Consider the following 18,210-nt stretch of genomic DNA (forward strand, 5'->3'; position numbering starts at 1 on the left):
GCCCGTCAGTTCAGTCCGCTCCTCCAGCGCCGACACCAAGGCGCGCACTCCCGCACCATTGCTAGAAGGGCACTACTCGTCATGCGCAGACTCACCACCAGAGCCGTTGCCACGGTCGGCGCTGCCGCACTCCTCACCCTGGGTGCCACCGCCTGCTCCAGCGAGCGCGACAGCTCCTCCTCCACGGACAAGTCGTCCGCCTCGGGCTTCGCGAAGGACTCCCTCGTCGGTGTCGCGCTGCCGGCGAAGACCTCCGAGAACTGGGTGCTCGCGGGCAACCTGTTCACCAAGGGTCTGAAGGATGCGGGATTCAAGGCCGACGTCCAGTACGCCGGTGCCTCCACCACGGTCGCCGACCAGCAGGCGCAGATCTCCTCCATGGTCACCAAGGGCGCCAAGGTCATCGTGATCGGCGCGACCGACGCCTCGCAGCTGGCCACCCAGGTGCAGCAGGCCAAGGACGCCGGTGCCGTGGTCATCGCCTACGACCGCCTCATCACCAACACGAAGAACGTCGACTACTACATCGCGTACGACAACTTCAAGGTCGGCCAGCTCCAGGGCCAGGCCCTCATCGACGGGATGAAGGCCAAGAACCCCAAGGGCCCCTGGAACATCGAGCTGTTCTCCGGTTCCCCGGACGACAACAACTCGAAGGTCTTCTTCAACGGTGCGATGGACGTCCTCAAGCCGTACATCGACAAGAAGCAGGTCGTCGTCGGCTCCGGCCAGACGGACATCAAGCAGACCGCGACTCAGGGCTGGAAGGCCGAGAACGCGCAGTCCCGCATGGACTCGCTGCTCAACTCGACCTACAGCGGCAAGAAGAAGCTGGACGGTGTCCTCTCCCCGAACGACACCCTGGCCCGCGCGATCCTCACCTCGGTGAAGGGCGCCGGCAAGGCCATACCGGTGGTCACCGGCCAGGACTCCGAGGTCGAGTCGGTCAAGTCCATCATGAAGGGTGAGCAGTACTCCACCATCAACAAGGACACCCGTAACCTGGTCAAGGAGACCATCGGCATGGTCACCGCCCTCCAGAAGGGTGCCAAGCCGACCGTCAACGACACCAAGTCCTACAACAACGGTGTCAAGGTCGTCCCGGCCTACCTGCTCGCCCCGGTCATCGTGACCAAGGCGAACGCGGCCGAGGCCTACGCCAACGACCCGAACCTGGCCCCGCTCACCAAGTAGTCCCCTCGCGGAGTCCCGCGCCCCGGCCGCCCTCCGGGGCGCGGGACCCCCGGCCGACACCGCCGCCCGAGCCACCACCCCCGGCCCGCGCGGCACCCCGGAGCCGCCCCACCAGCGGCGGCCCCCCAGAACGGCGGACGGCGCCCCCGGCCCACCGCGACCCGGACCTGACACCGGATCGCCCCGGACCGGACGGTTCTCACGCCGAGGGGACCCGGCGACCCGGACCTGACACCGGATCGCCCGCCCCGCGGCGACGCCGTCGAGAACCCGGCACCGCCCGCCCTCCCCGGGAAGCCTCGTGCTTCTCGGGGAGTTCTGCGTCTGCGGCCCCCACGGCCTCCTCACGCCCTCCTCACGCCCTCCCGCGACTCGCCCTCGGCCACGCCCGTGGGCCCCCGCCCTCGGCCACGCCCGGTGGCCGCCGAGACGACCAGGTCGGTGGTGAGGCCGACGCGGGCCACGGCGGGGGCGGTCCCTTCCGAGGGATGTCGTTATGCGGGGGATCGGTGGGATATGTCACAACGGCAGACTGTCCGCAGGGCCGCGAGGGCCGCCCAGGCCGCGTCCCGGCGCGTCTCGTCGAACACCTGCGGGGGCAGGGAACCGTCCTGTGCGTACACCACGTGGAACTCGGGGACGTAGGACAGGTCGCCCCAGTCCTCCCGCTCGTGGGCGCGGGCCAGGGTACGGCCGCAGGAGCCGCAGGAGATCCACGGGACCAGCCAGAGGTCCGGGGTCGGATGCTCCGGCAGCACGGTGCGCACCGGCACCGGTTCGGCGTCGGCGCCGGCCCGGACGCGCAGCGGCGCCGGGTCCGTGCCGTCGGCCCGGCAGCGCATGATCTCGTCGGCCAGCCGGTCCCACACCCCCCACTGCGCCGCCATGACCGCCAGTTCGGCGCGGACCGGTTCGGCGATCACCAGTTTCCGTTCCAGCAGCCGTCCCACCAGTACGTCCAGCCCGGCCTCCTGCTCCCCGACGTCCCAGCAGCCCTGCACCCGGTCCACGTCGTCGGGGTCCGGGAGCAGGGCGGCGAGACGGCTCCAGACGGAGGCTTCGTCGTTGTACGCCTGGGCTGACAGGTCACTCATGAAGGCCGAGCGTAGCGGGGCGCGGACCCGTCGCGGGCGTTCCCGTCCGGCACGGGCGGGTCCGGTACCACTTCTGCCGTTAACTCCCCCGTAACCGTGGAGGAGTCCGCGCGCCGGTCGCCGCGACCGGGGGTCAGATCACCTCCGAGAAGGTGACCTTGAACTCCGCGGGCCGCGCCCGCAGGTGGTACCGGGGGAGCGGGCCCGGCCCGCAGGACTGGGAGCCGATGCCGTGCAGGCCGTGGTCGAGGTTCACCCAGACCGTGCCGCCGGGCGTCAGACCGGTGCGGTGCCGGGCGGCGTCCAGCTGCTCGGTGGTCCAGCGGCGGGCCGTCAGCCAGAACTCCGGGTCGCCCTCGACGCGCAGACCGCCGAGTTCGGCCCAGCGGACGTCGGCCCGGGCACCGTTCTCCTGCGGGCGGACGTAGGGGGTCTGGAGCGCGTCCACGGTCGACCGCCAGCGGCCCAGCCGGGACGCCGCCCTGGTGTCCGGGTAGGCCTCGCCCGGGCCACCGCCGAACCAGGTCACCCCGTCGGCCGCGCCGAGCGCGAAGCGGATGCCGAGCCGGGGGAGGGGGACCGTCCAGTCGCCTTCCGGCGAGACGGAGACCGTGAGCGCGAGCCGGGTGCCGTCCGAGGTCCAGCGGTACGTCGTCGCCAGGCCCAGCTCGCGGGCCGCCGGGGCCACCCGGGTGCGTACGGTCAGGGCGTCCTCGCCCGCCTCCACGGAGTCGAGGCGGTGGCGCATGCGGTGCAGGCCGATGGTGCGCCACAGCCGGCCGTAGCGGATGTGCGACTGCCAGGCGGCGCCGTCGTCGTTGTCCGTCGTCGCCCGCCACACGTCCAGGCGGAGACCGGTGACGGCCACGGAGCCGACGGAGCGCAGCGCGCCGGTACGGGGGTCGAAGGCCGCCGGGCCCAGCGTGATCGCCCGGTCGGTGCGGACCGGCCGGCGCGGCGCGGTGACGGGGCGCGGGGTGCGGCGGGGGGACAGCGGGAACTGGCCCCAGGCCACCTCATGGCCCCGCGGGCCCCAGGGGGTGTCCGCGGCCAGCACCGCCCGCACCGTACAGTGGATCTCGGCGCCCGCGGCGGCCGTGGGCGGTGCCGGGAGCTTCGGCTCGGCCGACTCGCCGGGGGCCAGGGGCGGCACCTGGAGCGGGCCCGACTCCACCGTCTCGCCGTCCACCTGGTACGACCACTCGAACGCCAGCGCCGAGAGATCGGCGAAGTCCTGCTTGTTGGTGATCCGTACGGTGCCGTCGCCGCCGCTGACGGCCACCGGCTCGATCACCTTGGCGTACTCGGCCAGCCCGGGGGAGGGCTGCCGGTCCGGGAACAGCAGGCCGTCGCAGACGAAGTTGCCGTCGTGCAGCTCCTCGCCGAAGTCGCCGCCGTAGGCGAAGCCGTACCGCTCGTCCTTGATGCCGTGGTCGATCCACTCCCAGATGAAGCCGCCCTGTAGCCGGGGGTGCGACTCGAAGATCCGCTGGTAATCGGCGATGCCGCCGGGCCCGTTGCCCATCGCGTGGCCGTACTCGCAGAGGATGAAGGGGAGTTCACGGCGCCGGAGCGGGCCGCCGTCCAGGCCGCCGCCGATCCGCCCGACCTCGGCGTGGTCCGCGTACATCCGTGAGTAGACGTCCGTGTCACGGCAGTTGACGTCGCCCTCGTAGTGGAGGAGACGGGACGGGTCGCGGTCGCGGATCCACTCGGCCATCGCGGTCAGGCCGCGCCCGGTGCCGGCCTCGTTGCCCAGGGACCAGATGACCACCGAGGGACGGTTCTTGTCCCGCTCGACCATGCGGGCCGCGCGGTCGAGCAGGGCCGGGGTCCAGCGGTCGTCGTCGACGGGGTTGTCGCGCCAGCCCTGTTCGGTGAAGCCGTGGGTCTCCAGGTCGCACTCGTCGATCACCCACAGGCCGTACTCGTCGCACAGGTCGAGGAAGGCCGGGTGCGGCGGGTAGTGCGAGGTGCGCACGGCGTTGACGTTGTGCCGTTTCATCAGCAGCACGTCCTCGCGCATCGTCGCGAGGTCGAGGGCGCGGCCCTTCTCCGGGTGCCATTCATGGCGGTTGACGCCCTTGAACAGGACCGGCCTGCCGTTCACCGTGATCAGGCCGTCCGCCAGCCGGACGGTGCGGAAGCCGATGCGCAGCGGCACCCGTTCGCCGTCGGTGGCCAGGACGCCGTCGTAGAGCGCCGGGGTCTCCGCCGTCCAGGGGCGGACCGGGACGGTCACCGCTTCGCCGGTGGCGACATCGATGTCCAGCGCGGGCACCGACACCCGCCCCGCGGCGGTGGAGTCGACGCGCAGGGTGCCCGTGCCGGTGAGGTGGTCGTAGGAGGCGTGCACGAAGAAGTCGGCGGCGGCTCCCGGCGGCCGGTGCAGCAGGGTCACGTCACGGAAGATGCCGGGCAGCCACCACTGGTCCTGGTCCTCCAGGTACGAGCCCGCCGACCACTGGTGGACGCGGACCGCGAGGACGTTGCCGGCCGGCTCCAGCAGATGGCCCACCGCGAACTCGTGCGGCAGCCGCGAGCCCTTGAACTCGCCCAGCTCCGTGCCGTTCAGCCACACCCGGGCGCACGACTCCACCCCGTCGAAGCGCAGCACGGCCCCGCCCGCGGCGGGCCAGTCGGAGGGCAGGTCGAAGAGCCGCAGATGGTCGCCGGTCGGGTTCTCGGTCGGTACCCGGGGCGGGTCGACGGGGAAGGGGTAGAGGTGGTTGGTGTAGACCGGGGAGCCGAAGCGGCCGTCGCCCTGGAGCACCCAGTGGCCGGGTACGGTGACCTCGGGCCACTGCCCGGCGTCGTAGCCGGGCGCGGCGAACGCGTCGTCCTCGGCGTCCGCGGTGGGGGACACCCGCAGGCGCCAGCCGCCGTTCAGCGACAGCGACCCGGCGTCCGAGGCGGGGTGCCAGGCGCGGGGCGGCAGCGTCCCGCGGCCCGGCGAGACGTCTTCCACGTAGTCGGTCGCATGGTCCGTGACGTAGTCGGTCACATGGTCGGTGCGAGATGACATCGGTCTCCTAGGTCAGCCCTTGATGCCCGTCTGTGCGACGCCCTGGACCAGCCAGCGCTGCAGGAAGAGGAACACGAGCAGCAGGGGCAGGATCGAGAGGGCGGTGGCCATGAAGATCAGGTGGTAGTTGACGGTCTGGTTGGTCATGTACGACGACAGCGCGACCTGGACCGTCCAGGCGCTGGGGTCCTGACCGATGACCAGCGGCCACAGGAAGGCGTTCCAGCCGCTGATGAAGGTGATCGTGGCGATCGCGGCGAAGAAGTTCAGCGAGTTCGGCACGACGACACGCCAGTACGCCCGCCAGTGGCCGAGTCCGTCCACGCGCGCCGCCTCCTCCAGCTCCCTCGGGAACCCCAGGAAGTACTGCCGGAAGAGGAAGCAGGTGAAACCACTGAACAGCACCGGGATCACCAGTCCGCGGTAGCTGTCCACCCAGCCGAGTGACGACACCAGCACGAAGCTGGGGACGAAGGTCACGGCGGGCGGCACCATCAGCGTCACCAGGACGGCGTAGAAGACCTTGTCGGCGTGCCGGTACGGGATGCGCGCCAGGCCGTACCCGGCGAGCGAGCAGACCAGCAGGGTGCCGGCGGTGATCAGCACGGCGACGATCGCGGAGTTGACCAGCGAGCGGCCGAACTCGACGGTGGTGTCGTGGAACGGCTCGGTGAGATTGTCCCACCGGATGTCGGTGGGGAAGAACTTCCAGTTCTCGCCGGTGATGTCGCTGTCCCTGGACAGGGCGTTGCGGACGATCAGATAGAAGGGCACGAGGAACAGCAGGGCGGCCACGCCGGTGGCGGCGTAGAGGCCGGTGCTGCCGAGGAGGGTGCCGCCGCCTCTGGTGAGCGGGCGTTTCATCGGGTGTCCTCACTCCTTCCGAATCCCATGAACCTGCCCTGGGCGAGGGTCACGACGCAGATCAGCAGCGTGAGGATGACGGCGCCCGCGCTGCCGGTGCCGTAGTCCTGGCTCTCGCCGAGGGCCCGGTAGTACAGCTCGACGAGCGGCGGCCGCCCCCAGGTGGTCTTGGACAGCAGGTTGTAGAACTCGTCGAACGCCTGGTACGCGGCGATGAGCAGCAGCAGGATCACCGCGGTCGAGGTGGCCCGCAGCTGCGGCAGGGTGATGTACCGGAACGTCTGCCAGCCGGGCCTGGCCCCGTCGATGGCGGCGGCCTCGTACAGCTCGCCGGGGATGTTCTGCAGGGCGGCCAGGAAGAGGATCATGTAGAAACCGGACTGCAGCCACAGCCGCGCCGTCACGATGACCAGCCAGTACCAGGGCGGGTCGGGGTCGGCGAGCCAGGCGATGTTGTCGACGCCGAACCAGCCGACCACGGTGTTCGCCAGGCCGAAGCGGACCCCGTTGAAGATCGACATCTTCCACACCAGCGACGCGGCGACATAGCTGCACGCCGTCGGCAGGAAGAACACCGAGCGGAAGAACGCCCGCAGGAACCGCAGCCGGTGCACCAGCAGCGCGAGGCCCAGCGAGAGCGCCCAGGTGGTCGGCACGATGAACGCGGCGAACACGGTGAACGTCCCGAGCGAGCCGGTGAACCCCGGATCCGTCAGCATCTGGCGGTAGTTGTCGAGGCCGACGAACTTGCTGGGCGTGACGGTGAAGCGGGCCTCGAAGAAGCTCAGCCACACGCTCCAGCCGATCGGGACGTACACGAAGACGGCGAGCCCGATCAGGAACGGGCCGGTGAAGAGCCAGAAGTTCAGCGTGTTGGAGCCGCGCAGTCCGCGCAGTCCGTGCGGTCCCCGCCGCGGCCGGGGGGTGCGGCCTGCGGCGGGGGCGGGATCCGCGGGGCCGCGCGTGGTGGTCGTCGACATGATCGTGATACCGGTCCGTCCGCTCGTCCTCCGTCCGCCGTCCTATCCGAAGAGCTTCTTCAGCTCGCGGTCGACGGTCTTGTCGCAGGCGTCGAGCGCGGCCTCCGGGTCACCGTTCTTGCGGACGCAGTTCGCGAACAGGTCCTCGGTGGCCGTGATCATGGCCTGGGTGAAGCCGATGTTGTCGAAGTGCCCGTACTCGGTGAAGAGCTTGACGCCCTCCGCGGGCAGCCCCGACTTCAGCTTGCCGGCCGACCGGGCCAGCGAGGTGCGCGCCGGTATGTGGAAGCCGTAGGACAGCGACCAGTCCTCCTGGTACTTCTTCTGGTCGATCCACAGCCACTTCACGTACTCCTTGGCCGCGTCCGCGTTCTTGCTCTTGGCGTTGACGAACATCGACCAGCCGCCGTTGTAGACCGAGGGTCTGCCGGCGTCGGACGCCTTCGGGAAGGCGAAGACACCGAGGTCGTCGCCGAGCGTCTGCTGCATCTGCGGCATGGCCCACATGCCGCAGAACTGCATGGCGCACAGCCCCTGGTCGATCGCGGACGGGTCCCAGTAGTCGGCGGGCGCGTCGAGCAGCAGGTGGCCGCTGGTGAACAGCTTGCGCATCTTCCTGAGGCTCTCGGCGAACCCGTCCGTGTGGTACGCGATCTGGTTCTTCGCGTCGAGGGTGTCCGCCCCGGCCGCCCAGATCAGCGGCCTGATGATCCCGTGCAGGTCGTTGCCGAGGAACAGACCCTTGACCTTGCCGGTGGTGAGCTTGGCGGCGGCCTCGATCAGCTCGTCCAGGGTGGTGGGCACCTCGACCCCGGCCTTCTCCAGCAGCGAGGGCCGGTAGAAGAAGAACTGCGGGTCGTCGATCATGCGGACGCCGTAGATCTTGCCGTCCACCGTGTGGGACTGGATGTCCGCCTGGTTGAAGTCGTTCTTGACGGGTTCGACGATGTCGGTGAGATCGGCCACCTGACCGCTCTTGACCAGCTGGATCTGCGGATGGAACTCGAAGAGGTCCGGCGCGTTGTCGGTGAGCAGGGTCGCGAACAGCTTGCTCTCGAAGTCCGAGCCCGTGATCCACTGCGTGGTCACGTCCGCCTCGCCGTACGCCTTCGCGTAGCGCTTGATCGCCTGCTCGGTGCCGGCCTCGCCGTACGCGTGGAAGTACTGCACCAGGCCCTTGCCCGAACCGCTGCCCCCGCCCCGGCCGTTGTTGCCGCCGCAGGCGGCCAGCGGACCGGCCGCGGCCAGGCCGGCGGCGGCGCGGAGGAGTGATCGGCGGTCCCAGTTGCTGCTCGTTGCCGACATGGTGACGTCCTTGTCTCGAGTACGGCTGCGGCTCCCCGGCTGAGCGCCAGTTGGCTCGGAATTGCGGTGCGGAGCGGGACGTTAACCTTCCGCTAATACTTCGGCAAGGGGTTGGACGAAGTCTGCGCGAAACGTTGCACGGGGTTCGGGATCACGAACACGCCTTGCGCGCAACGAAGATGACGGGAAGTGAGGGCCGCCGGGTCAGGGGGTTCCGGCGGCCCTCGGTCAGCGGCGGGGACGCCTCAGGAGGACGGCGCCGTCCGGCTCCGTACGGCCGTCGCCCGCTTCCCGCCCCTCGCGCCCGCCGACTGGAGCGCCCCCTCCAGGGCGAAGGTCGCGGCGCCCAGGCACACCGGGTCGGTGGGGATGGGCGACAGCACGATGTCCGTCGCGGCGTACGGCCGTCGCAGCGCATGCCGTCCGACCGCCTCGCGCACCTCCTCCAGCAGCGGCTCGCCGAGTGCGGCCGCGACCCAGCTGCTGAGCACCACCACCTCCGGGTTGAGGAGGTTGACCAGGCTGGCGATCCCGGCACCGAGGTAACGGGCCGTGTCCCGCACCACCTTGACGGCCACCGGATCGCCCGCCGCGACGGCGCGGGCCAGCGCGTCGACGGTCGCGGTCTGGTCCTCGGGATGCAGCAGCGGACTGTCCGGGCTCAACTCCCGCAGATTCAGCATGATTCCGGGCGCCCCGACATACGTCTCCACGCAGCCGTGGTTGCCGCAGTGGCACAGCCGCCCGTCGAGCACCAGCGTGGTGTGGCCCCACTCGCCGGCGCTGTTGCTGACGCCCCGGTGCAGTCCCCCGCCGAGCACGAGACCGGCGCCCACCCCCGTCCCGAGGTTGACCACCACGGCGTCCCCGCGCCCCCGCGCCGCCCCGAACCACAGCTCGGCGACCGCACAGGCACGCAGCGGATTGTCCAGGTACAGGGCGTGCGGGAGATGCTCGGTGAGCAGATCGAGCAGCGGCACGTCGTGCCAGTTCCAGTTGGGCGCGTACTGCGCCACCCCCGTGTCGCGGTCCACCTGGCCGGGCACGCTCACCCCGACCCCGAGCACCCGGGAGTCCTCCGCCCCGGCCTGCGCGACCACCGAGCCGACGGCCGCCGCGACATGGCCGACGACCTGCTCCGGGCGGCTCTCGCCGGGGCGGATGTCCTCGTCGGCGCGGGCCAGGACGTTCAGCGCGAGGTCGAACAGCTCGACCCTGACGTACGTCTCCGCGATGTCCACGCCGATCAGCGTGCCGCCCGCCGCGTCCACGGCCACCAGACCCCGGGGACGGCCGCCCGCCGAGTCCTCGAAGCCGACCTCGGTGATCATGCGCAGTTCCAGCAGCTCGCCGACCAGGGTGGCCACGGTCGCCAGACTGAGCCCGGTGGCGGCGGCCAGCTCCTGACGGGAGGTGGGGGATTCGGCGATGATCTGGCGCAGTACCTCGTAGCGGTTCGCGGTGCGGATGTCACGTGACGTGCGCTTCACCGAGGTGTGCCCCCATCCCGACGGCCAGGCCGGCCGGGCACGACGACACCGGCGCCGGGCAAGGCTATGGCCTGCGACGCCTTTCTACAAGGGGTTAAGAAATGGGCTTTACGAAGTCGTACGGTGGAGGACCGGCCGCGATCCGAGCCCTGCGGCAGTCCCGTCACGGCCACGCCGCGCCCCGCCGTAGCCCCGTCATACCGAACCGGAAGGCCACCACCGTGCCCGAGCGCCCCCAGGCCCTGTTCGCCATGACCGCCGAGAACGTCCCGCTGATCTTCCCGCCCCCGGTGCTCACGCAGCTGCGCGAGTCGCTGGCCCTGGACCCGGCCCTCGTCCTCCAGGATCCCGCCGGCCTGGCGGACCCACCCCTCGCCCGTGCCCTCTCCCGCGCCGAGGTGCTGGTCACCGGCTGGGGCTGTCCCCTCCTGGACACCCGCGTGCTCGACGCCGCCCCCCGGCTGCGCACGGTCCTGCACGCCGCCGGCTCCGTGAAGGGCTTCACCACGCCCGGACTGTGGCGGCGCGGCATCACCGTCTCCTCGGCGGCCGAGGCCAACGCCGTGCCGGTCGCCGAGTACACCCTGGCCATGATCCTGCTCGCCGGGAAGGACGTCTTCGCCTTCCGCGACGCCCTCCGCACCCGCCGCGCCTTCCCCTACGGCGGGATCGTCCCCGGGATCGGCAACTACGGCCGCCGTGTCGGGGTGATCGGCGCCTCCCGCACCGGCCGCCGGGTGATCGGCCTGCTGCGCCCGCACGACGTCCGGGTGACCCTGGCCGACCCGTACCTGGACGAGTCGGCCGCCGCCGCCCTGGACGTCCCGCTCCTGCCGCTCGACGAACTGCTGCGCGGCTCCGACATCGTCACGGTGCACGCCCCGGAGACCCCGGAGACCCGGCACCTCCTGGGACCTCGTGAGCTGTCCCTGATGCCCGACGGGGCGGTACTGATCAACACGGCGCGGGGTTCGCTGGTGGACCAGGACGCGCTGGTCGCGGAGCTGGTCACCGGCCGCCTGAGCGCGATCCTGGACGTGACCGACCCGGAGCCGCTGCCCTCCGCCTCCCCTCTCTTCGACCTCCCGAACGCCTTCGTCACCCCCCACCTGGCGGGCTCCCAGGGCAACGAGGTGGCCCGCCTGGGCCGCGCGGTCGCCGAGGAGGCCGGGCGCCTGGCGGCGGGCGATCGGCTGCGGTTCGAGGTGGACCCGGCGGTACTGGGGCGTACGGCGTGACCACGGGGGTGTTTCGCCCCCGCCGCCCCTTCCCGTCCCGACCCGGGGGCGCTGCCCCCGGACCCCCGCTCCTCGAACTCCCCCAGAGGGGGCACCCCCGGGAGGGGCTGATCCAGCCCGTCCGGCTTGAGGACGAGGCCACCCTCCCCGCCCACCCCCGGCGGCCCCGTACCCTCGCCAGGGGCATACCGTGAGAAGCCGTACGACCTACCCACGAGGAGAACAAGGCATGGGCAGCCGCACCGAGCTGGTCGAAGACCTGATGGAGAGGTTCCCGCACGTACCCCGGGAAGCCGTCTTCAAGGAGGACCTGCTCCGCGGCGGCGTCGCCTTCGACGCCTCCGCGCTCTCGGACAACGAGGACGGCGAGGTCAAGCCGAAGTCGTACTTCATCTTCTCCTTCGACCACGGGACCCTCCCCGAACTCGGCGAGGCGGCCCTCCGCCGTCCCCCGGAGGAGATCATCCTCACCGGCGGCCCCTACGACCTGCGCCGCACCGTCGTCTCCGTCCGCGTGAACCCGGCCTCCCCGTACCGCGTCGCCGCCGACGACGAGGGCGTGCTCGGTCTGTACCTCGACGGCAGGCGCATCGCGGACGTCGGCGTGCCGCCGATGCCCGAGTACTACCGGCACACCCTGTCCAACGGGAAGTCGGTCATGGAGGTCGCCCCGACCATCCAGTGGGGCTACCTGATCTACCTGACCGTGTTCCGCGTCTGCCAGTACTTCGGCGCCAAGGAGGAGTGCCAGTACTGCGACATCAACCACAACTGGCGCCAGCACAAGGCCGCCGGACGGCCGTACACCGGGGTGAAGGACGTCGAGGAGGTCCTGGAGGCCCTGGAGATCATCGACCGGTACGACACCGCGAAGGCCTCCACCGCCTACACCCTCACCGGCGGCGCGATCACCAGGACAGTCGCGGGCCGCGACGAGGCCGACTTCTACGGCCACTACGCCAAGGCCATCGAGGAGCGCTTCCCCGGCCGCTGGATCGGCAAGGTCGTCGCCCAGGCGCTGCCGAAGGACGACGTGCGCCGCTTCAAGGACTACGGCGTGCAGATCTACCACCCCAACTTCGAGGTGTGGGACCGGCGGCTGTTCGAGCTGTACTGCCCCGGCAAGGAGCGCTACGTCGGCCGCGACGAGTGGCACCGGCGGATCCTCGACTCGGCGGACGTCTTCGGCGCGCGCAACGTCATCCCCAACTTCGTGGCGGGCGTGGAGATGGCCGAGCCGTTCGGCTTCACCACGGTCGACGAGGCCATCGCGTCCACCACCGAGGGCCTGCGCTTCTTCATGTCGCACGGCATCACGCCCCGCTTCACCACCTGGTGCCCCGAGCCCACCACCCCGCTCGGCAAGGCCAATCCGCAGGGCGCGCCGCTGGAGTACCACATCCGCCTGCTGGAGGCGTACCGCGCGACGATGGACGACTTCGGGCTGTCCTCCCCGCCCGGCTACGGCCCGCCCGGACCCGGCCGCGCCGTGTTCTCGGTGAGTTCCTTCATGGACAGCCTCCCGGCGCGGGAGGACACGGCGGAGGACACCGCGCAGGAGGCACCGGCCCGCGGCTGAACCGGCCGCGCCGGCCGGCCGCCCCGGAGACCGGGACCACCGGAACCGGCCACTCCCGGCGGCCCCGGCCGGAACGGACTCGTCGGTGTCGGCGCCCCCGTCGGCTCGTCGGAAGAATCATGGGAACACGGTGAGTCGGAACACGGTCGCCGTCCGTACAGGAGACGGAAGTCGTGAGGTACGGGCGGTCACCGGCCGGTGACCGGCGGTGGGGCGACGGGGCGCGATCGGTCGCACCAGCGGCGGCAGCCGGATTCACAAGCGCGGCTTGTCAGTTGTGCGCGTGGCGTGAAAAGCTCGTGCCCTGCGACGAGGTTCCCCCCAACTCCATTGCCAATAAGGCGAGTTGACCTCGCTTGCTGATGCAGGAGACCCATGCCCGACCTGCCGACCCCCCAGGACGCCACAGAGGCCGCGCTGTTCTCCGAGTACTGGGACGCGGTTCTCTCGTACGCCGATCTGTGCACGGCCGGCTCCACCGCGGCGAACCAGCTGGCCACCGAGGCGTTCACACTCGGCATGCGCGAAGCCCGCGCCGCCGGGACCGGACCCGCCCGGGGCAGCGGCCGCCGCGCCTCCCGGCTGCCCATGATCCCGCTGCTGCTCACCGCCGTACGCAACACGGCCGCGGCATGGGAGGAGGACGGCCGCGGCCATCGCCTCGACACCGATCTGCGGCTGTGGCTCAACTCCGAGAAAGCCGCGCGCTACCTGGGCCCGCCCCTGCAACGGCCCATCGCGCTGCGCGGCTTGCGCGACATGCAGGAGGCGGACGCCGAACTGCTGTGGCTGGCCGAGGTCGAGGCCATGCCGCTGCCCGCCGTCGCCCGCCGGCTCGGCCTCGACCCGGCCACCGCGGACCACGAACTCGACCAGGTGCGCGGCCTGTTCAGAGACCGTTGCCACCGCAACCACCTCGACACGCCCATGGACGCGGCCTGCCGCAGCTACGCGCGTCTCCTCGACGCGGTCACCCGCTCGCCCTCCGCCGACACCCCCCTCGACCTCTCCCGGCACATCGCCACCTGTGTGCAGTGCGCCGAGGCCGCCGCCTGCCTGCGGCTGGACGGCGGCGCACTCCCGGCGGCCCTCGCGGGCGGGGTCATCGGCTGGGGCGGCCTCGCCTATCTGGAGCGCCGCCGCCGCGCCTCCGAGGTACGCCGCGGCGGCCGCCCGCCGGCCCTGGACCCGGAGACCGGGGAACCGAGGAGCGGCGCGAGCCGCGCCCGCGTGGTGCGCAACTCGCTGCTCGGAGCGGCCGTCGCGCTGTCCTTCGTGGCGCTCGCCGTGTCGATGGCACCGTTCGGCGGCTCGGGCTCCGACGACACCGCGGCCGCCGACTCCGGGCACCGCTCGGCGGCCGACCCCGCCGCCGCCCCGGACCCGTCCGCGACCGTGCCGCCGGTCGGCTCGGCGTCCCACGCCCGCACGCCCACCACGAGCGGTACGGCGGGCACCGGGCACGACGGCGGCTCCGGTACCGACCCCGAGCCCCAGGGCACCTCGTCCTCCACCGCGCACGGCTCCGACGACGGCACCGGCACCAGGAGCGCGCCGGGATCCTGCGACGTCGAGTACCGCCTCGACAACCAGTGGCCCGACGGCTTCCAGGCCACCGTCACCGTCACCACCGGCCGCCCGCTGGCCGGCTGGACCGTCGGCTGGACCTTCCGGGACGGCCAGCGGGTCGGGCAGATGTGGGACGCCAAGGTCGCCCAGGACGGCTCCCGGGTCACCGCCGACGCGGCCGACTACAACAAGTCGGTCGCCGCGGGCGGCACCCTCAGCTTCGGCTTCCTCGCCTCCTGGGACGGCCGCAACACCACCCCGCACGACTTCACCCTCAACGGGGTCGACTGCTCGGTGGGCTGAGCCGGTCCCGCCGGGTCCGCGCAGGTGGAAAACGCGTTGACGGTGTGCCGTGGCGGCGGGCTAGAGTTGCGGCGAAGCGTGGTGGCGGCGGTTGCCGGCCGGTGGCCGCCGCAGAGGAAGCACACGCACGAGTGAGAGAGGAGGTGTCGACCGATGACTGTCCGTGCGGCGGGCGCTGCCCGCGTCCAGGTTCCGGGCCTCGCCCCGGAACGCGAACTCGTCTCGTCCACCTCCGTGGCCACCGGCTGATCTCACCACACCGTCCTGCCGCGCCGTGCGCGCGGGGCCGGGGCCGCCCCTGTGAAGGGTCACTCTTGTCCTCCAGCGTTTCGTCCTCCTCGTCTTCTTCCTCCTCCTCGTCCCCCGGCCCGCTCGTCCCGTACGGCTGGGACGCCGGCTGGGCAGCCGGTTTCGCCCCGTACGGTGAGCGTGGTCTCGTGCCCGGCCGGGTCGTGCGCGTCGACCGCGGGCAGTGCGATCTCGTCACCGCCGAAGGGACCGTGCGCGCCGACACCGAGTTCGTCGTGCCGCGCGACCCGATGAAGGTCGTGTGCACCGGCGACTGGGCCGCCGTCGATCCCGCCGGGTCCGACCCGCGCTACGTACGGACGCTGCTGCCGCGCCGTACCGCCTTCGTGCGCTCCACCTCCTCCAAGCGGTCCGAGGGACAGATCCTCGCCGCCAACGTCGACCACGCGATCGTCGCCGTGTCGCTGGCCGCGGAACTCGACCTCGGCCGCGTCGAGCGCTTCCTCGCCCTCGCCTGGGAGTCCGGGGCACAGCCCGTCGTCGTCCTCACCAAGGCCGACCTGGTACCCGAGGCGGCGACCCTCGCGTACCTCGTCCAGGACGTCGAGGCGAGCGCGCCCGGCGTACCCGTGCTCACCGTCAGCGCGCTGCACGACGACGGCCTCGACATCCTCACCGCGGTGCTCGCCGGCGGCACCTCCGTCCTGCTCGGGCAGTCCGGCGCGGGCAAGTCGACGCTCGCGAACGCGCTGGTCGGCGCCGACGTGATGGACGTCCACGCCGTGCGCGACATGGACGGCAAGGGACGCCACACCACCACCACCCGCAACCTCCTCGTCCTGCCCGGCGGGGGCGTGCTGATCGACACCCCCGGACTGCGCGGCGTCGGGCTGTGGGACGCCGAGGCGGGCGTGGGCCAGGTGTTCGCCGAGATCGAGGAACTGGCGGCGGGCTGCCGCTTCCACGACTGCGCCCACGAGAACGAGCCGGGCTGCGCGGTGCTCGCGGCCGTCGCCTCCGGCGGCCTCGCCGAACGACGGCTCACCAGCTACCGCAAACTGCTGCGCGAGAACCGGTGGATCGTCGCCAAGACGGACGCCCGGGTCCGGGCCGGACTCCGGCGCGAGTGGCGGCTCAAGGTCCAGGAGGGCAGGGCCCTCGGCGAGGCCAAGCGCGGGCAGCGGGCCTGGCCGGGGTACTGACGGCCGGACCCCGGACCCCGGACCCCGGGGCACCGGCCCCGGGGTCCGTTCCGGGTGCGGGTGCCCCGTGGGGCCGCCCGCGCCCGGCACCGGCACGCCCGCACCCGGCGTCGCACGGACCGACCACACCTGTCGATCATCATTCCGTTCACCCGGGCGAGGGGTGGCGGGTGACGTTGCGCGCCCCCCGCCGTTCTCCAGGGCACCGCCCGTCTCCGTGGCGTTGACCTGCGATGAAGAACGGATTTTCATGATCGGGGCTGGTTCATGAGCAGAACCCGGCGCATGCTCGCCGCGCTGCTCTTCCTCACCCTCGCGGCCCCCGCCGCGCACACCGCCACCGCCCACGCCGTACCCGCGGACACCGCGCCGGCGTACGCCGTGGCCGCCCGCCCGGCCGTACCCGACGGCACCGCCCCCCACGCCGCCGCGCGCGTCCCCGCGTGGACCGGCAGCTGGGAGACCGGCGTCTCCGGCACGACCGCGCTGCCGCCCGGGGCCGCGGTGCGCAACGCCGTGCACCTCACCGTCGGCGGTACGGCCGTCCGCGTACGGCTCAGCAACCGGCTCGGCACCGAGCCGCTGCGCCTCGACGAGGTCACCGTCGCCCGGCAGCGGCCCGGCCGGCCCGGGAGCCCCGCCGCCGTACCGGGTTCGCTGCGTGCCGTCACCTTCCGGGGCGAGCGCACCGCCGTCCTGCCGTCCGGCGCCGACGCGGTCAGCGACCCGGTCCGCCTCACCGTGGCCGCCGGTGCCGACCTGCTCGTCACCGTCCGCCCCCACCCCGGCTCCGGGCCCGCGACCTACCACCGCGACGCCCTGCGCACCGGCTTCGTCGCGCCGTACGGCACCGGCACCGGCACCGCCGCCGAGGAGGCCGGCACCGCGTACACCGCCGTCACCGGCTCCTGGTACTACGTCACCGGCGTCGACGTCCGCACCACCCACGCCGCCGGAACCGTCGTCGCCCTCGGCGACTCCCTCACCGACGGCATCGGCACCACCCCCGACACAGACCACCGCTGGCCCGACCTGCTCGCCGCCCGGCTGCGCGACCTGCCGCCGCAGCGCCGTCTCGGCGTCCTCAACGCCGGGATCTCCGGCAACCGCCTGCTGCGCGACGGCACCGGCCCCAGCGCCCTGTCCCGGCTCACCGCCGACGCGCTGACCAGGACCGGGGTACGGGTCCTCGTCGTCTTCGAGGGCATCAACGACATCAAGGGCAGCCCGGCCGCCACCGACGCCGAGGCCTTCGTCCGGGCGTACCGCACGCTCGTCACCCGCGCGCACCGGCGCGGCGTCCGGGTCGTCGGCGTCACCCTCACCCCGTTCGGCGGCCACCGCGCCTACACACCCGCCCGCGAGGCCGTACGCCAGTCGGTCAACACCCTCATCCGCGGCGGGGAGATCTTCGACGCGGTGCTGGACTTCGACGCCGTCGTCCGCGACCCGGACCGGCCCTGGCGGATCCGGCCGGACTACGACTGCGGCGACCATCTGCACCTCGGCGACGCGGGCACACGGGCACTGGCCGACGCGGTCGACCTCGCCGAGCTGACCGTCCCCTACGGCCCCTCCGGCCCGGACGCCCCCGTCTGGTTCACCCCCAGATCACCGCGCCCAGCCACGCCCCCGCGATCAGCAGGCAGCTGAACAGCTCCACGAGCAGACCGGTGCCGCCCGCGCGCATCAGGGTGCACAGCGCCGCCCACGCCTCGCGCCGGCCGCCGAGCCGCAGCCGTTCGTGGAGGTAGATCCCGGCCATGAAACCGGGTACCACGCCGAGCACCGGGAGCAGGAAGAAGCCCAGGAAGGCGCCTGCTCCCGCGTACGCCCACAGCCGGGGCGCGGCGCCCGTGGCGCGCAGCCGGCGGGGCGGCAGCGCCCAGCGCACCGCCTGCGAGAGGAACAGCACGGCCGTGGCCCCGACCAGGACGCCCCACGCGACCGGCCGCGGGTCCTTCAGCGCCCACCACAGCACCGCGGACCACACCAGCCACGACCCGGGCACCCCGGGCACCAGCACTCCGCACAGGCCGAACAGCACGACCAAGCCGACCAGCAGGAGTTCCCACACTCCCATCTGTTCAGAGTGCCGGACCCGGGCCGGAACGGCAG

The 18,210-nt window shown here is 72.2% G+C and carries 13 protein-coding genes; 6 read left to right on the plus strand and 7 right to left on the minus strand.

Annotated elements, in window-relative coordinates; genetic code table 11:
- Positions 1-81 precede the first annotated feature (81 nt).
- The gene (locus ABZ862_RS01330; protein WP_360950282.1) at positions 82-1,194 is read left to right on the plus strand and encodes a sugar-binding protein; all 1,113 of its coding nucleotides are present in this window, start codon (positions 82-84) and stop codon (positions 1,192-1,194) included.
- 494 nt (positions 1,195-1,688) lie between these two features.
- Here the strand turns inward: ABZ862_RS01330 and ABZ862_RS01335 are convergent, their stop codons facing one another.
- The 6 genes from ABZ862_RS01335 to ABZ862_RS01360 all read right to left on the minus strand — a co-directional run bounded on the left by ABZ862_RS01335 (position 1,689) and on the right by ABZ862_RS01360 (position 9,952).
- The gene (locus tag ABZ862_RS01335) at positions 1,689-2,288 is read right to left on the minus strand and encodes a hypothetical protein (protein WP_360950285.1); all 600 of its coding nucleotides are present in this window, start codon (positions 2,286-2,288) and stop codon (positions 1,689-1,691) included.
- A gap of 133 nt (positions 2,289-2,421) precedes the next feature.
- Complete coding sequence (locus tag ABZ862_RS01340) at positions 2,422-5,313, minus strand: glycoside hydrolase family 2 TIM barrel-domain containing protein (RefSeq protein WP_360950288.1); 2,892 nt, start codon at positions 5,311-5,313, stop codon at positions 2,422-2,424.
- A 12-nt stretch (positions 5,314-5,325) separates the two neighbouring features.
- A complete protein-coding gene (locus ABZ862_RS01345) occupies positions 5,326-6,177 on the minus strand; it encodes a carbohydrate ABC transporter permease (RefSeq protein WP_360950291.1) in 852 nt (283 codons plus the stop codon).
- Complete coding sequence (locus ABZ862_RS01350) at positions 6,174-7,157, minus strand: sugar ABC transporter permease (RefSeq protein ID WP_360950294.1); 984 nt, start codon at positions 7,155-7,157, stop codon at positions 6,174-6,176. The genes ABZ862_RS01345 and ABZ862_RS01350 overlap by 4 nt, the downstream gene beginning before the upstream one ends.
- Positions 7,158-7,199: 42 nt before the next feature.
- Complete coding sequence (locus ABZ862_RS01355) at positions 7,200-8,462, minus strand: extracellular solute-binding protein (RefSeq protein WP_360950297.1); 1,263 nt, start codon at positions 8,460-8,462, stop codon at positions 7,200-7,202.
- A 245-nt stretch (positions 8,463-8,707) separates the two neighbouring features.
- The gene (locus ABZ862_RS01360; protein WP_360950300.1) at positions 8,708-9,952 is read right to left on the minus strand and encodes an ROK family transcriptional regulator; all 1,245 of its coding nucleotides are present in this window, start codon (positions 9,950-9,952) and stop codon (positions 8,708-8,710) included.
- A gap of 221 nt (positions 9,953-10,173) precedes the next feature.
- Between ABZ862_RS01360 and ABZ862_RS01365 the strand changes: the two genes are divergently transcribed.
- The 5 genes from ABZ862_RS01365 to ABZ862_RS01385 all read left to right on the plus strand — a co-directional run bounded on the left by ABZ862_RS01365 (position 10,174) and on the right by ABZ862_RS01385 (position 17,745).
- Positions 10,174-11,190 carry a hydroxyacid dehydrogenase gene (locus ABZ862_RS01365; protein WP_360951373.1) on the plus strand — a complete coding sequence of 339 codons (1,017 nt, stop codon included), beginning with the start codon at positions 10,174-10,176 and terminating at the stop codon, positions 11,188-11,190.
- Positions 11,191-11,419: 229 nt separating this feature from the next.
- A complete protein-coding gene (locus ABZ862_RS01370; RefSeq protein WP_360950303.1) occupies positions 11,420-12,769 on the plus strand; it encodes a radical SAM protein in 1,350 nt (449 codons plus the stop codon).
- A gap of 375 nt (positions 12,770-13,144) precedes the next feature.
- Positions 13,145-14,641: a cellulose-binding domain-containing protein gene (locus ABZ862_RS01375; protein ID WP_360950306.1), complete on the plus strand. Its 1,497-nt coding sequence runs from the start codon at positions 13,145-13,147 to the stop codon at positions 14,639-14,641.
- A 314-nt stretch (positions 14,642-14,955) separates the two neighbouring features.
- Positions 14,956-16,092: a ribosome small subunit-dependent GTPase A gene (gene rsgA, locus ABZ862_RS01380; protein WP_360950309.1), complete on the plus strand. Its 1,137-nt coding sequence runs from the start codon at positions 14,956-14,958 to the stop codon at positions 16,090-16,092.
- Positions 16,093-16,359: 267 nt separating this feature from the next.
- Positions 16,360-17,745 (plus strand): SGNH/GDSL hydrolase family protein, encoded by a 1,386-nt coding sequence (locus ABZ862_RS01385; RefSeq protein ID WP_360950312.1) that lies wholly within the window; start codon positions 16,360-16,362, stop codon positions 17,743-17,745.
- Here ABZ862_RS01385 and ABZ862_RS01390 read toward each other — a convergent pair.
- Complete coding sequence (locus ABZ862_RS01390; protein WP_360950315.1) at positions 17,693-18,175, minus strand: DUF456 domain-containing protein; 483 nt, start codon at positions 18,173-18,175, stop codon at positions 17,693-17,695. The genes ABZ862_RS01385 and ABZ862_RS01390 overlap by 53 nt on opposite strands.
- Positions 18,176-18,210 lie beyond the last annotated feature (35 nt).

This window comes from Streptomyces sp. NPDC047000, from assembly GCF_040644295.1.
Lineage (GTDB): Bacteria > Actinomycetota > Actinomycetes > Streptomycetales > Streptomycetaceae > Streptomyces.

Coding starts and splice junctions, on each gene's coding strand:
- ABZ862_RS01330 (WP_360950282.1), top strand. CDS start 82: ATGCGCAGACTCACCACCAGAGCCGTTGCCACGGTCGGCGCTGCCGCA.
- ABZ862_RS01335 (WP_360950285.1), bottom strand. CDS start 2,288: ATGAGTGACCTGTCAGCCCAGGCGTACAACGACGAAGCCTCCGTCTGG.
- ABZ862_RS01340 (WP_360950288.1), bottom strand. CDS start 5,313: ATGTCATCTCGCACCGACCATGTGACCGACTACGTCACGGACCATGCG.
- ABZ862_RS01345 (WP_360950291.1), bottom strand. CDS start 6,177: ATGAAACGCCCGCTCACCAGAGGCGGCGGCACCCTCCTCGGCAGCACC.
- ABZ862_RS01350 (WP_360950294.1), bottom strand. CDS start 7,157: ATGTCGACGACCACCACGCGCGGCCCCGCGGATCCCGCCCCCGCCGCA.
- ABZ862_RS01355 (WP_360950297.1), bottom strand. CDS start 8,462: ATGTCGGCAACGAGCAGCAACTGGGACCGCCGATCACTCCTCCGCGCC.
- ABZ862_RS01370 (WP_360950303.1), top strand. CDS start 11,420: ATGGGCAGCCGCACCGAGCTGGTCGAAGACCTGATGGAGAGGTTCCCG.
- ABZ862_RS01375 (WP_360950306.1), top strand. CDS start 13,145: ATGCCCGACCTGCCGACCCCCCAGGACGCCACAGAGGCCGCGCTGTTC.
- ABZ862_RS01385 (WP_360950312.1), top strand. CDS start 16,360: ATGAGCAGAACCCGGCGCATGCTCGCCGCGCTGCTCTTCCTCACCCTC.
- ABZ862_RS01390 (WP_360950315.1), bottom strand. CDS start 18,175: ATGGGAGTGTGGGAACTCCTGCTGGTCGGCTTGGTCGTGCTGTTCGGC.